Genomic DNA, 14,043 nt, shown 5'->3' with positions numbered 1-14,043 from the left:
ATTGGCGTGTGGTGAATGCCGAACGAACGACGGGCGACGGCAAGGCAGACATTCGGCGGCTGTGAGTGACGGCATCCTCGGTACCTGGGTTGCGGGTCACCGCCGGGCTGACGATGTGTCCGGGAACGGTTGCGGGGCCGACTTGTCCGTATTGTGGATTCCTGTTTTACTGCGGCGGGCCAGTGGCGTTTGCGCTGGCCTGATCAGCCGAGGATTTCGAGCACGATGAAGTCGACCGCAGAACTGTCACTATTGTCCGGTCCATTGCCGTGGACGCTGTCGATACTCGGTTTAGCCGCGGCGTTGTGGCTACTCGGTGGCGGCCGATCTGTCGGCCGCGCCGGGGTGCGGGCGTCCTGGCTGGCGATGTCGGCGGCAGTGGCGGTGTATGTCGTGGTGGAGCGCTGGTGGCGCCCGTTTCCGGACGCGATGCCGAGACCGGTGTACCTGTGGTTCGGGCTCGCGGTGTGGGCGGTCGCCTTGGCGCCGAGGCGGATTCGCGCCGCACGCTTATGGACGGCAAAGACGTTGTCGCTCGCCGCGGCGGCCGCGATGGTGGTGGCGTCGGCCGTTCAGGTCAATCTGGTATTCGCCGCGTATCCCACCGTCGAGGACGCGCTCGGATTGGGCGCAGACAATCGCATCAGTTTCACCGCCGTACCTTCCGGACAGGCAGCGCCGGTAACGGGGTGGCCGTTGGATTCGGTCTGGTTTCCGCCGGCCGGTCTGCCTGCCAATGGTCGAGTGTTGCGCGCCGCAGTGCCAGGCGCGGTCTCCCGATTCATCGCGCGGCCTGCCGAGATATACCTGCCCCCAGCATATTTCGCCACACCGCGGCCGTTGCTTCCGGTGCTGGTCCTGCTGTCCGGACAGCCCGGCAGCCCGATCGACTGGTTCAACGGTGGCCGCCTGATCCAAACGATGGATGCCTATGCCGCGACGCACGGCGGTCTCGCGCCCGTCGTGGTCGTGGCCGACGCGACGGGCGGTACCTGGAGCAACCCGCTGTGCATGGACTCCCGACTCGGCAATGTCGCCACCTACTTGGCCGTCGATCTCCGGACCTGGGTAATCGGGAAGCTCCAGGTGGACCCTGATCCGCGGCGATGGGCGATCGGCGGAATATCGTACGGCGGAACTTGCGCCCTGCAGATGGCTACCAATTATCCCGGCGCCTTTCCCACATTCCTCGGATTGTCCGGTGATGCGGAACCCACGCTCGGCGATCGCCGCCAAACGGTCAAAGCCGCCTTCGGCGCCGATGCCGCCGCCTTCGACCGAGTCAATCCGATCCACCTGCTGCGCACTCGCCGATACCCGGATTCGGCCGGGGTATTGATCACCGGCGCCGGAGACAACGTGGCCCGATCGGCACAGGCCACGGTCGCCGCGGCGGCTGCCGCGGCGGGCATGCAGATCCGCGCCCGAGAGCTACCCGGCGAACACAGTTGGGCCGTGTGGTCGGCGGGGTTGCGGACCGAAATGGATTGGCTCGCCGCGCGGATGGGAGTTTCTTCGTAACCTGGTCGCTCCGGTGGTGCCCACATGCCGTCTCCTCTTCTTCGGCAGGAGCTACTGGCGCAGTTGGCGCACGGCCATGTGACATGGATCACAATCGAGAAGTTGGCTGCCGGGCCGGACAATCCGCGAGCTCACTCGACGCGACTACCACTCGACATCATTGACGCAAGGGGAGAGGACTCGGCAGTGGACATCGATACCCCGCACACGCTGGAAACCGAACCGGTAGCGCGTATTCGAGCGATCGTCGGACGCCAGTATCGAGTGGACGACTACTACGAGGTCGGCCGGGAGAAGATCCGTGAATACGCCCGCGCGGTGCAGGATCATCACCCGGTCCACCGGGACGTGGCCACCGCGGTCGACTTCGGCTACCCGGATCTGGTCGCGCCACCTGCCTTCATCTGCCTGCTCGGCGGTACCGTGCAGAAGATCTTGACCGACGTGCTGGACGGCTACAACCTGACCACAGCGATCCAGACCGATCAGACGATCGACTTCACCCGTCCCGTCGTCGCCGGTGATCGATTGACCAGCAATCTCTCGCTGCAGTCGTTCCGGCAAGCCTTCGGCGGCGATCTCATGGTCGTGCGCAACACGGTCACCGATCAGCACGGTGCGCGGGTGCTGGTCGCGGACACCGGCCTCGTCGCCCGCTCGGCCCCTACCGAACGCGACCACGCCGTCGCCGGCGCTTTGACCGCGTTGGTTCGTGGTGATGTCGTTTCGGCCGCCGGGCCGATGAGTACCTATACCCCGATCGGCGAAATGCCCTGGGTAGGAACGGAACCGCATCGAAGCCTGCGTGCGCTCCCGCTCGCCGCGGCGCAGGTCGGCACGGAGCTGCCGCCGCGCTACGTCGATGTCTCCCTCGGCGATCTGGTCAACTACGCAGGCGTGTCCGGTGATCCGAATCCGATCCACTGGCACGCCGACGCCGCGAGGATGGTCGGGCTCGAGCACGGCGTCATCGCGCACGGCATGCTGTCGATGGCCTTCGGCGCCGCGTTCGTCACCGCATGGCTCGGTGATCCCGGCGCGATCCGGAATTACAGCGTCCGGATGACCAGCCCGGTCCGGCTGGTGGACAACACCACGGCCCGCATCGAATTCCGCGGCCGGATCAAGTCGGTCGACACCGAGTCACGTACCGCGGTAGTCGCACTCACCGCGTCGCAGGGCGGAGCCAAGATTTTCGGCCGCGCCACCGCGACAGTCCAACTCAGCTGACCGCGCGATCGACTGGGTGTCACGGTAAGCCGAAGGCCAGCAACACATTTCCCGGCATGCCGGTGGTGATCGGGTGTGCGTAACCGGAATTCGTGTACAGCATGCCGTTGGCGACGACGGCGCCGTTGCCGTTGAGGCCGCCGCCGATTCCTGGCACGCCGTTCACGGTGCGGAATAGCCGGTGGGTGTTGTACTCCCAGAGGATGGCGCCGGTGTCGGCGGCGAAGACCCGCATCTTCCCGTCCAGGCTGCCCTCATAGACCAGGCCGGGTGACGAGGAGACCGCGTTGGGCATGGACTCCTGGCACAGCGGGTCCATCGGCACGGGCGGCAGATCGATCAGGCAGCCATCGGCCGGATTGGGTGTGCGCCACAGGAGGTGACCGTCGCCGGGGTCCAGCGCGAACAGCGTGCCGGGGATCGCCCCATAGGTCGCCACATACAGTCGATTGCCGTCATAGCTTGCGCCCCACTGGATTCCGGCCAGCGACTCGGCGCCCTCGATGGGCAGCGGTGAGGTCGGAACCGACAGTTGGGTCTGCCAGACAATCGAGCCGTCGGCGGCGTCGAGCAGGTGGTAGATGCCGGTCTTCTGGCCCGCGCCGACGACCTTGCGGCCACCGATGTCGAAGACGTTGGCGTGGGCGCCGAAATCGAAATCACGTCCGGGGATGGGGCAGGCACCGCCCGCCGGCGGGATGATGCAGCGCACGTTCCAGGTGTCGTTGGGGGTCAGCGAGTTCACCCAGCGGCGCGTGCCGGTGTCGACATCGATCGCGCCGATCGATTCCAGATCGTCGGGCGTGCCGGTGTAGGGGTTGCCGGAGGTGTAGTACAGGGTGCGGGTTGCCGGGTCGATGGTCGGTGACGACCAGACCGCCCCGCCGCTGGGACTCAGCGACGGGCCCGGCGGACCTGTTCGCGTCGTCGGCTGCGCCAGCGTCGAGTACTTCCATTGCACCGCGCCGCTCGCCGCGTCGACCGACACCACGCTGCCGCGGAAGGAGCAGCACGGGTAGAGCGGATCGAGCAGGCCGCCGCCCTCCTCCTGACTCGACACGCCGATGTAGACGTGGTTCTCGAAGACCAGCGGCGAACTCGTGATGATCGAGAGGGGATGGTTGTCCAGGCGGGTATGCCACAGCTCATGGCCGGTGCCGGCGTCGACGGCCCAGAGGTTGGCCGCGTTGTCACCGAAGAAGACCCGTCCGCCTGCCACCGCCGGTCCGTCCCGCAGCCCGTAAGCCGGAATGTGTTCGAGCGCCGTACCGGTGTCGAAGACCCATCTGGTGGCGCCGGTCCGGGCGTCGAGCGCATACATCTTTCCGTCGCGTCCGCCGGAATAGAGGACACCGTCGACTACTGCGGGCTGACTGGACTGCGCTACGGCGTTGGGGAAGGCGAACGCCCACTTCAGCTGCAGTGAACCGACATTGGCGGGGGTGAGCGCGGCTTCGTTCGGGTTGTACCGCGATCCCTTGGCATCGAATTGCCACATCGGCCAATCCGCGTTCGGGGCCGGATCCGCAGTGGTGATACCGGTCGACAGCAGCAGTATCGCGACCGCCAGCATCGGCATGCGCACGGCCCGGAGGAAGGAGTTCCCGTTCATGGTGGAGGTAGCTTCGCACCGTCGGCCGCTGCCCGTCGCAATGTAAACGTGAAGTGCCAAAGTGTGATTCAAGCGATATCTGCACTGCGGTGGGGGTTGCCGTCCTGGTCGGGGTTTCACCTCATCGGATCTGTGTAGCGGAAGTGGCGTTCGAACGCTTCCTCGCACGCCGCAATCGCCTGATTGAGCCGCATTTCCGGGGGGCCGGTCAGGTGGATCCAGGCGACGCCGCGTTCGTTGAGTCTGCGTTCGAAGAGGTCGGTCATCCATTCGCGTAGCTGCTCGCCGTCGCGCCAGCCGTCCTGTTCGAACGGCACATTGTGGTGGTCGGTCAGTAGGTAGAGCGCGGGTTTGCGATCTCCCACCGCCTCGGCGACGGCGGGGTGGGGGTAGCCGAGGTAGCGCTCGCACCAGACGGTCGCGGCCCAGGGGTCGTTGTCGCACAACAGGATTGGTCTGGTACCGGCTTCTTCGTCCTCGGCGCGAGCTTGTCGCGTGGCGATGTCCACGAAGTCGCCGACCGTCCACACCAGATCCTCGAGGGCGACTCGTCCGCCGAACGATTGTGCGGCACAGAGCTTCTCCTCGGTGTGTAACCGGCCGTGCTCGGGGACCCACGGCGCACGGTAATGCGCGGCAAGAGCTTTCGACAGTGTGGTGGTTCCGGTGGATTCCGCGCCCACGACGACGATCCGGGCCGCCAGGCCTGCGCGGGTCGGCGGCGCCAGATCCGGCCAGTGGCCCTGTGCGTCGGCGCGGATCGCGGTGCCGGAGACGGGATGCGAAACTCGGCCCATGTCGACGAGAACATGCTGTGCGCCAAGGCGTTTGGCCAGTTCGTCGCCATACTCCTCGGATGTGAACACGGCATCCACCGCGGCGGTCGAAGGATTGGCGTCCAGGATCGCGCGTCGGCACAGTACCGATCGGAAGATGGCGACGTGCGCCTCCCAGATCGCGTCGTCCGCGTAATCGATGGGATGGTCGTCGACATCGCCGAGCACGACAACACCTGGGTCGTCGCGGTGTGCTGCGACCAGCCAGGAGACCCTGTCGCGCAAGGGAATCGACTCGACAGCGGACGCGAGCACCGCGACCGTGGTCCGTTCGCTCGCGGCTGCGGCGGTGCGGATCAGGTGATGATGCCCGACGTGCGGCGGATAGAACTTGCCGACGACGAGAGCGTGCCGGAACTGTTTCACGCCGCGACCTGAGCCCTCGTCCGCAGGTCCGCACGCCAGTTGCGCACTCCGAGCAGACACAGTGCGAGGAAGATGCAGTAGAGGATCGCGGTGAGCCACAACTCTTTGTAGGCGTAGAGCGGAATGTAGATGACGTCCGCGGTGATCCACAGCCACCAGGATTCCAGCTTCTTGCGCGCCTGGCCCCAGGTCGCGAGCAAGGACAAGACGGTCGTGACGGCGTCAGGGAACGGCACCGTGGAGTCCGTCCACGTGACCAGGACCCAGGTGAGCAACACGGTCGCCGCGACGCCCGCGCCGAACAACACCGACCATTGCCGCCGGGTTGTCCGGCTGACCGGAAGCGTCGTATGCGCCCGGCCGCCGCGCAGCCACGACCACCAGCCGTATACGGCCAACGTTACGTACACGACCTGCAACCAGCCGTCCGCGTACAGCCCGCTGGAGAAGAACAGCGCGAGGAACGCGAGGTTGTTCAGGATCCCGATCGGCCAATTCCAGACGTTCTGCTGGGCCACCAGCCAGACGCAGAGTGCGCCGGTGACGAAACTGACGATCTCGCCCCAGCTGGTGGCGGCCCCGGCCAGCGTGATCGCCGTCGTGTGGAACGGGACCAGAATGGTGTCCAACAGTGACATGGCCCGATTTTGTCAGAGCAAGCTTTCAGCGTCTTCTCAGCGAGATTCCTGCACACTGCATGCCGGAGGTTTCGGCACTAGGAATGGAGCGCGTGGATGGTGCGGAGTTCGGCTCGGACGTTGCTCGTGGATTACAAGCTGCCGCAGATCACGGCGATGTTCTGGCTACTCAAGATCGCCGCGACCACCCTGGGCGAGACCGGCGGGGATCTGCTCGCGCAGACGTTGGGGCTCGGCTACGCCCAGGCGTCGCTACTGTTCCTGGCGCTGTTCGTGATCAGTTTGGCAACGCAGTTGCGGGCCAACCGGTTTCATCCCGCGTTGTACTGGACGGTGATCGCGGCGACCAGCACCGCGGGCACGACCATGTCGGACCTGATCAACCGGGGACCTGGCTCGGGGACGTCTACCGACGGTGGACTCGGCTACGGTGGTGGCGCGATCGTGCTCATCACCGGGTTGACGCTCGTCTTCACCGTCTGGAAGGTGAGCGGGCAGACCTTCGATGTCGAGAACATCACCACCTTCCGCGGCGAAATGTTGTACTGGGCCGCGATCCTGCTGTCCAACACCCTGGGTACCTCGCTGGGCGACTACCTTTCCGACAGTTCAGGATTGGGCTACTGGGGCAGCGCGGCATTGATCGCCGCGATTATGGTGGCGATCCTGGCCGTGCACTACTTCACGCGTGTTTCCGGTGTGCTGCTGTTCTGGATGGCATTCGTGCTGACCCGGCCGTTGGGCGCGACGGTGGGGGACTTCCTGTCCAAACCGCGGGCCAGCGGCGGGCTCGCGTTCGGCACCTACGGCACATCCGCTGTGCTGCTGGCGATTCTGATCGGGGGCATCGGGTTCGCCTACCGTACCCGCCGCACCGCGGCGACCGTGCGTCCGTCCGAGGCCGCGCTCACCGGCAATTCGGAGAAGCCGACCGCCGGGTGACACTCCCCGCCGCCATCAACTTCGCGCGGTCGACGATATTCTGCGGCAGACGAAGTCGGATTCGTCCGGGCGGACGGCTGTCGAGATCGGCATCGGGCGAGCACGGAAACGTGACCAGTGGGTCTGTCGACCTGCGATCATGAATCATGGGCAACGATGGGGTGGACAGCAGGCGAACTACGTGCGGGGTGGCGGTGCCGAGGTAGGTGTCCCGTGCACGACGAATCCGATGTGGCGCAGGCCGCGGTGTTCTACGAACTACTCAGTGCCGAGGCCGTTTCCCTGACCTCGGCTCTTCGAGCCATGGTGCCCCGGCGCGGAATCCCGACAACGGAAGGGCGGCGCCTGGAACGAGACCTGCGGGAGGTTGGCCGCTGTTTGGATCGGCTTCGCCACAACTTTCCCGAACTGAGTGATCAATCGACGGCGCACGCGCCCGGGACTCGGGGGTGCGTCGAAGGTGGGTCGTGAACAGGTGGGCCCGCTACCTGTCGATCACTCGCGTCAGGCCTGACGGTTCGATTAGCCTGGCCTGCCGCGGGTTTCGCGCGAAGGCGGTGTGATGCTAGTTTGCGGGACTGCCGAGCCAGCGGTCTGCGGCCCGCTCGAATTCTTCGCGATCAGGGGCGTGATCGGTTGCCCAGCCGACTATTCCGTCGGGTCGGACGAGCACCGCGCTCAATCCGAGGTCGTTTCTCGCCGGACCGGCGGCATACCGTATCCGGCTGTCCCGCGCGATCGCGGAATCGCGCAGGCGTCGGTCGGTGCTGAAATCGAGTGTGACGCAACGTCCGTCCTGCATCAGATCGCCGAGACGAGTGCCGTCGGCGAGGCGGAAGTCGGGGCTGTCGCGCCCGACCAGCGGGTGCTCGCTGCCGAGGTCGTAGCGGGTGGCCGAGCCCGAGGTCTGCTGGAACACGTAGGTTGTTCCGGCACGGGTCGCGATCAGGTCGCGAATCACTCGTTGGGTCGCCTGGGCATGCGGGTCCGGTTTCATCACCGCCACTTGGGCGCGCGACCAGTCGAGCACCTGGGCGCCGATCAGGTGACGCTCACGGGTGTAGGTGTCGAGCAGGCCGTCCGGCGCGTTTCCGTGCACGGTCGCCGCGAGCTTCCAGCCCAGGTTCATGGCGTCGCCGATCCCGGTGTTGAGTCCTTGCCCGCCGAGGGGGGAGTGGATGTGCGCGGCGTCGCCTGCGAGCAGGATGCGGCCCCGCCGGTAGGTCGTCGCTTGCATGGCCCGGTCGGTGAAGCTGGAAGCGAGCTCGACCTCGCTTAGCGTCACGTCGGTGCCTGACACCCGTCGCAGCACCGCCTGCAGATGCTCGCGAGTCGGCTGCTGTGTGCGATCGAACGCGCCGCCGTCGAAGTCCATCATGCCGATGTGCCCGGGCGTGGGCATCTGGATGTACATGCCCGTCGGCGTCAGGTTGAATCCATGGCTCAGCTTCGCCGGATCGGCGATGGTGGCGAGCATGGTGTAGCCGGTGAATTGTGGTTCGGTGCCGACGAATTCGAAGCCCGCGAGTCGACGCACCGTGCTGTGGCCGCCATCGCAGCCGACGACCCAGCGCGTCGCGTACTCGTGCTCGCCGGCGCGGACGATCACGCTGTCTTCTCCCTGCGCAACGGCCGAGACTGCGGCGCCGTGCCTGACCTCGACGCCGAGCTCGGCGGCCCGCTTCGACAGCACCGTCTCGACCGTTTCGAGGCTGGTCATCATGAATTCCGGTGCGGGGCTGGGTAACCGGAACGGCAGGGCGGCGAGGTCGATGTCGGCCGGATCGAGCACGATGCCGGCGAAATGACCCGCGATGGGCGGGGGTGACGGCTCGTCCGTGTCGAGGTTCGCGTCGGTGACGCCCGACGCGGTCAGCAGCGGGTGCAGCATCCCGCGCCGATAGAACGCCTCGACCGATGGTGCGGACAGACCCCGCATCCCGAGCGGTGCCGTCCGCCAGGGGGAGCCGGGCTCGGCGTCTTGCTCGAGCACCAGGACCGAGCAGCCCGCGAGGCCGAGCTCGCAGGCGAGAAAAAGACCGACCGGGCCTGCGCCCACTATCACTACGTCATGCATGAGAACTCCACTTTTCGATGCTTGTTCTGTTCGGGCACGCAAAGACTGACGCGGGCCGCTCACACGGGGCACACACGGCGCTCACACGGGCATGAATGCGCTGGTGAAAGGCAGGCATCGCCATGATTGATTGGCGGACTCGCGAGTGCGTACGCGAAGATCGGGGGATGGACGGGGGTGCGCGGCTCAGGGTTAAGGTGCTCGGCGCCTTTCAGGTGTCGCACGGTGATGCCGTACTGGCCGTTCCGGGTGCGCGGTTGCAGGGGCTGGTTGTTCGGCTGGCGCTGGCGGGTGGACGGGCGGTCGAGCAGGGCGTTCTGGTCGACGCGGTCTGGGCCGAGGATCCACCGGCCGGTCCCGCGCACGCGTTGCAGACCCTGGTCTCGCGGTTGCGCCGGAGCCTCGGTTCGGCCGGTGACGTCACGCAGGTCGCGGGCGGCTATCGGCTCGCGGTGGACGCCGTCGATGTGGACGCGCTGCGATTCGAGCAACTCGCGGTGGCCGGCCGTGACTACTTGCGCACCGGCGACTGGAACGCCGCAGCGGGTGTGCTCGGCCAGGCCGTGCGGTTGTGGGGTGACCGTCCCGGTGCCGAACCTACGGTCGTCGCTGCTGTTTCGCCCGCCGCGGCGACCCGGCTGGCCAAGGTCTCGATCGAGGTCGTCACCGATTTGGCCGAGGTGGAGCTGTCGCTGGGCCGGGCCGATGCGGCCGCCGATCGGTTGACCGCATTGCTTGCCGAGCAGTCCGTCGACGAGCGAGCGGCCGCACTGCTGATGGACGCGCTCGCCGCTCAGGGTCGCCAGGCTGAGGCCCTCGCCGTATATGAGCGGATACGCGAGACCCTGGCCGACGTCCTCGGCGCTGATCCGGGCGCCGCTCTGCGCGAGCGCCACCTGAGTCTGCTGCGTACGGATCAGCCTGCGCCGCAGACGATCTTGAGTAACCTGCCCGCGTCGCTGACCAGCTTCATCGGCCGCGCCGACGACCTCGCCCGAATCGAAACGCTGCTCGCCGCCGGACGTTTGGTGACCGTGCTCGGTCCCGGCGGCGCGGGCAAAACCCGGCTCGCGGTCGAGGCGGCCCGTCGCCATCGGCACGAATATCGTGACGGCGCATGGCTGATCGACCTCGCCGCGATCACCGAACCGGCCAAGGTCGGTGCGGCGCTGCTCGCCGCGATCGGGTTGCGCGGTGCGGCACTGTTCGAGGCTTCAGCCAAGCTGCGGGGCGACCCGATCGGCGAGGTGGTCGTGCTGGCCGACCAACTGGGCGGGCGCGAGAGCCTGCTCGTGCTCGACAACTGCGAGCACCTGATCGACGCTGTGGCACAACTGGTTTCGGCGCTGCTGGCCCGCTGCGCCGAGCTGCGGGTGCTGGCCACCAGCCGGGAGCCGTTGGCGATCGACGGCGAGGCGCTGGTCCCGCTCGGTCCGCTCGCCCTGCCCGAGCCGGGTGCGAACGTCGAGCAGGCCCGCGGTACGGCGTCGGTGCGCCTGTTCGCTGAACGCGCGGCGGCCGTGCGGCCCGGGTTCGACGTCGACGAACAGAATCTCGACGAGGTGCTGCGGATCGTTCGCGCGCTGGACGGCATGCCGCTCGCTCTCGAACTGGCCGCCGCCCGCCTGCGCACGTTATCGCTGACCGACCTGACCGCTGGACTCGCCGACCGATTCCGCCTGCTCACCGCGGGCAGCCGCGCCGCGTTGCCGCGCCACCGCACGCTGCGGGCCGTCATCGGATGGAGCTGGGACCTGCTGACCGATCCCGAACGGATTGTCGCGGAACGGATCTCGGCTCTGCCCGGCGGCGTCACGCCTGCCTCGGCGACCGCCGTCTGTGCCGACAACGCGATGCCGGCGGACAACAGCGTCGAACCGATCTCGGTCACCCGCAACGGCGGCACACTGGCGTCGGCCACCCGCGATTTCGAAGAGGCCGACGTCGGACCCGCGCTCGGCGGTATACCTTGCGGTACCGCGATACCGGCCGATGACATCTCGGAATTGCTCGCACGCCTGGTCGACCGGTCGTTGCTGCAGCTCGCGCCGGATACCGGCGGATATCGGATGTTGGAAACGATCCGCGAGTACGGCCTCCAGCGTCTCGCCGAGCAAGGCACCCTCGGCGGCGTGCGGGACCTGGCCGCGCAGTACTTCGCCGAGTTGGCCGCCCGCTACGATCCGCTGCTGCGCGGTCCCGGCCAGCTCGACGCACTGCACGTGCTGCGCGTCGAGTACGACAACGTGCTCGCCGCGCTGCGGTACCGCTGCGACACCGGCGACGCCGAGCGCGCCATCGGGCTCGCGGTGAACCTAACCTGGTACTGGCACATGCTCGGCCGACACACCGACATCAGCTACTGGCTCGGCCGAGCGGTCGCGATGCCGACCGCGCGAGCGAGCGTGGCACGCGATATCGCTTCGGGGACACTGCTTCTCAACACCATCGCTTCCATGAGCGACGCACTCGAGGAGCTGCAGGCGCTCGCCGACCGGCTGCTGAGCCATCCGGAACTGCCGGGCGTCGGCGCGCTGACCGCGCTCAGGCTGGTCTCGCTGGCGGGGACCGAGGCGTCGCCGGCGATCATCCAACGGCTGGTCGACGGTCCGGACGGATGGCTGGCCGGGCTGGCCCGCATGGTTCGCGCCCACCTCGCCGAGAACGCGGGCCGCCTCGACCAGGTTCGCAGCGACGTGACCGCCGCCCTGGAATGCTTCGTCCGGGCGGGTGACCAGTGGGGCCGCGCGAAAGCGCTGCCGTTGCGCGCGTTGCTGCGGCAATACGACAGCGATCTCGACGGCGCGCTGGCCGACCTTGCCGAGGCCGAACGGCTGGCCCGTCAGTTCGGGGCGCTCGGTCCCGCCGACGAGTTCTTCCTCGATCTGCGCTCGATCGATCTGCGCATGCGGCTCGACACTGCGCGGGTGATCGAGATGATCGCCGCGACCAGGGCGCGCGTGCAGGGCTCGGCATCGCCCGAGCTGGCGATTCTGCTCGACGCGCGCGAGGCCGCCCTGCGGGTGCGGCTCGGTGACCTCGACCGGGCGCGGGAGTTGGTCGAGTCGGCCGAAGCCGAGCTGTCCGAGCAGCTCTCGTTCGGCGACCACCACGGGCAAGCGGTGGTCGGCGCGGCGCGGGGCGCGCTGTGTCTCGAACTCGGCGACGGGCCGGGCGCCGAACAGGCGCTGAGCCGGGCCTACGCGGCGGCGGTCGACAGCACGGACCTGCCTCTCGTGGCGACGGTGGCGGTGACCGTGGCCGGCCTTGCCGCACACTACGATCGGCACCGCGACGCGGCCGTCCTGCTCGGCGCGGCGGCCCGCCTGCGCGGTGCCGACGACCCGACAGATCCGCAGATCGACACGCTGAGCAAGCACTGCCGGACCGCGCTCGGCGACGAGCGCTTCGCCGAGAAGTACCAGACCGGCAGGCAACTGACCACACGGCTGGCCCTGACCCAGGCCGATCCCGCCCGGTTGCGTCGCACGGGGCTTACGCCCGCCGCGCCTCCCGAGCCGGGCGGCACGCGGCGGACGTAACCCCGTGCGGCTCAGGGCTATTGATGCGCGGTCGGCAAAGGGTCCTGGCCGACCAGGGTGTGCCCGAGGGCAGCCGATTCGCGTACCGCGTCGAAGCCGTAGCCGAGCATCTGAGTTTCGTAGGCGCGCAGGGCTTCTCGTAGTGGCCGGCCCTGGGCGGTCTCGGCCAGTCGAGCGGTGAGCACCTGCGCGTCACGCAACGCTGTGTTCGCGCCGATACCGAGGGCGGGGCTCATGACGTGGATCGCATCGCCGAGCACGGTCACCGAGGTGGTGTCCCACGCGGTGCGGGGCACACTCGTGCGGACCGAAACCGGGAAGATCGACGCCGGATCCTGGTGGGACACGATATCGATCAGCCGGGGATGCCAACCCGCCAGCAGCGAGCGGGTCAACGCGCGCAGACCAGCCCCGTCCATGGCGAGCAGCTCCTCGTCCGAGCAGGGGAACTGCTCGGTGCGGGCGCCGAAAACGCAAGTGAGATAATCGCTTTCATCATCGAGCAGGACGCCCGGAGCCAGCCGTTCGGTCACCTGGTGGATGGGCTCACGAAATTGCACGGGGGCGAGGCCGACAAACCGTTTGCCCGGGCCGACGACGGTGGTCCAGAGCCCGAGCAACTGCGGCGGGACCAAGGCTCGGACCTCGTCGTCGACGAACGGTATCTTGCCGTAGCACAGCCGCAGTCCGGCATCGACGACACGTGCCTGGGGCAGGTACTGCCTGCGGATCGCCGAATTGACCCCGTCGGCTCCGATCAGGACGGCACCGGTGGCGGTGGTGCCGTTCGCGAAGTGCGCGGTCACTTCGGATACACCCTCGGTGTAGTGGGTGAGCCGCGCGCCGTAGTTGATGGCCGTGTCCAGGCCGGTGGCCAGGATCTGCCGCAATGTCCGGCGGTTGACCGCCAAGTGGCCACCACCGGGCAGGCCCGCGACGGATGGAAGTTCTTGGGCGTGCAGCAGATTCAACTGCTGGTCGAACGTATTCATTCGCGTTCCGGGGTTTCCGGCGGTGGCCGCGAATACCTCGAATGCCTCCGGCGTCAGCACTGCGCGCAGCGCGGTGATGCCGTCGGCGTTGATGCGGATGCGATAGCCCTGGTCGCGGAATTCCGGTGTGGGGTCCTTCTCGTAGACGGCGACGCTGATCCCCGCCCGCCGAAGTCCCTGTGCGAGAGCCAGCCCACCCAGCCCCGCCCCGGCGACGACGACATGCAGATCCGACATGGTAAGTCCCTTCTCGATCACGAAATGAAAAGGGACGCACCGGATATGCC

The 14,043-nt window shown here is 67.6% G+C and carries 9 protein-coding genes; 4 read left to right on the top strand and 5 right to left on the bottom strand.

Annotation, left to right across the window (positions count from 1 at the left end; translation table 11 throughout):
* The first annotated feature begins 225 nt into the window (after nucleotides 1-225).
* Complete coding sequence (locus ACFWF1_RS08040) at nucleotides 226-1,521, top strand: alpha/beta hydrolase (protein WP_379291932.1); 1,296 nt, start codon at nucleotides 226-228, stop codon at nucleotides 1,519-1,521.
* Between the two features lie 186 nt (nucleotides 1,522-1,707).
* A complete protein-coding gene (locus tag ACFWF1_RS08035; RefSeq protein WP_379291933.1) occupies nucleotides 1,708-2,751 on the top strand; it encodes a fused (3R)-hydroxyacyl-ACP dehydratase subunits HadA/HadB in 1,044 nt (347 codons plus the stop codon).
* Between the two features lie 19 nt (nucleotides 2,752-2,770).
* On the opposite strand, the gene ACFWF1_RS08030 is transcribed toward ACFWF1_RS08035, so the two are convergent.
* The 3 genes from ACFWF1_RS08030 to pnuC form a co-directional block, all read right to left on the bottom strand.
* Nucleotides 2,771-4,363 carry a PQQ-binding-like beta-propeller repeat protein gene (locus tag ACFWF1_RS08030; RefSeq protein ID WP_379291934.1) on the bottom strand — a complete coding sequence of 531 codons (1,593 nt, stop codon included), beginning with the start codon at nucleotides 4,361-4,363 and terminating at the stop codon, nucleotides 2,771-2,773.
* Nucleotides 4,364-4,479: 116 nt separating this feature from the next.
* The gene (locus ACFWF1_RS08025; protein ID WP_379291935.1) at nucleotides 4,480-5,565 is read right to left on the bottom strand and encodes an AAA family ATPase; all 1,086 of its coding nucleotides are present in this window, start codon (nucleotides 5,563-5,565) and stop codon (nucleotides 4,480-4,482) included.
* Complete coding sequence (pnuC, locus tag ACFWF1_RS08020; protein ID WP_379291936.1) at nucleotides 5,562-6,203, bottom strand: nicotinamide riboside transporter PnuC; 642 nt, start codon at nucleotides 6,201-6,203, stop codon at nucleotides 5,562-5,564. Before pnuC ends, ACFWF1_RS08025 begins: the two co-directional genes overlap by 4 nt.
* 96 nt (nucleotides 6,204-6,299) lie before the next feature.
* Here pnuC and ACFWF1_RS08015 point away from each other — a divergent pair, with 96 nt between their 5' ends.
* A complete protein-coding gene (locus ACFWF1_RS08015; protein ID WP_379291937.1) occupies nucleotides 6,300-7,145 on the top strand; it encodes a hypothetical protein in 846 nt (281 codons plus the stop codon).
* Nucleotides 7,146-7,710: 565 nt separating this feature from the next.
* Here the strand turns inward: ACFWF1_RS08015 and ACFWF1_RS08010 are convergent.
* The gene (locus tag ACFWF1_RS08010) at nucleotides 7,711-9,222 is read right to left on the bottom strand and encodes an FAD-dependent oxidoreductase (protein ID WP_379291938.1); all 1,512 of its coding nucleotides are present in this window, start codon (nucleotides 9,220-9,222) and stop codon (nucleotides 7,711-7,713) included.
* A 167-nt stretch (nucleotides 9,223-9,389) separates the two neighbouring features.
* Here ACFWF1_RS08010 and ACFWF1_RS08005 point away from each other — a divergent pair, with 167 nt between their 5' ends.
* Nucleotides 9,390-12,764 carry a BTAD domain-containing putative transcriptional regulator gene (locus ACFWF1_RS08005; RefSeq protein WP_379291939.1) on the top strand — a complete coding sequence of 1,125 codons (3,375 nt, stop codon included), beginning with the start codon at nucleotides 9,390-9,392 and terminating at the stop codon, nucleotides 12,762-12,764.
* Nucleotides 12,765-12,781: 17 nt separating this feature from the next.
* Here ACFWF1_RS08005 and ACFWF1_RS08000 read toward each other — a convergent pair whose 3' ends face one another.
* Nucleotides 12,782-13,993, bottom strand: coding sequence for an FAD-dependent oxidoreductase (locus ACFWF1_RS08000; protein ID WP_379291940.1), 1,212 nt, complete (start codon nucleotides 13,991-13,993; stop codon nucleotides 12,782-12,784).
* Nucleotides 13,994-14,043: the final 50 nt, after the last annotated feature.

The organism is Nocardia sp. NPDC060255, from assembly GCF_042727395.1.
In the GTDB taxonomy this organism is placed as follows: Bacteria; Actinomycetota; Actinomycetes; order Mycobacteriales; family Mycobacteriaceae; genus Nocardia.
Note: the sequence above shows the minus strand (reverse complement) of the source record. Positions and strands in the feature narration are given on the sequence as shown.

Coding starts and splice junctions, on each gene's coding strand:
- ACFWF1_RS08015 (WP_379291937.1), top strand. CDS start 6,300: ATGGTGCGGAGTTCGGCTCGGACGTTGCTCGTGGATTACAAGCTGCCG.
- ACFWF1_RS08000 (WP_379291940.1), bottom strand. CDS start 13,993: ATGTCGGATCTGCATGTCGTCGTCGCCGGGGCGGGGCTGGGTGGGCTG.
- ACFWF1_RS08005 (WP_379291939.1), top strand. CDS start 9,390: ATGGACGGGGGTGCGCGGCTCAGGGTTAAGGTGCTCGGCGCCTTTCAG.
- ACFWF1_RS08040 (WP_379291932.1), top strand. CDS start 226: ATGAAGTCGACCGCAGAACTGTCACTATTGTCCGGTCCATTGCCGTGG.
- pnuC (WP_379291936.1), bottom strand. CDS start 6,203: ATGTCACTGTTGGACACCATTCTGGTCCCGTTCCACACGACGGCGATC.
- ACFWF1_RS08010 (WP_379291938.1), bottom strand. CDS start 9,222: ATGCATGACGTAGTGATAGTGGGCGCAGGCCCGGTCGGTCTTTTTCTC.
- ACFWF1_RS08030 (WP_379291934.1), bottom strand. CDS start 4,363: ATGAACGGGAACTCCTTCCTCCGGGCCGTGCGCATGCCGATGCTGGCG.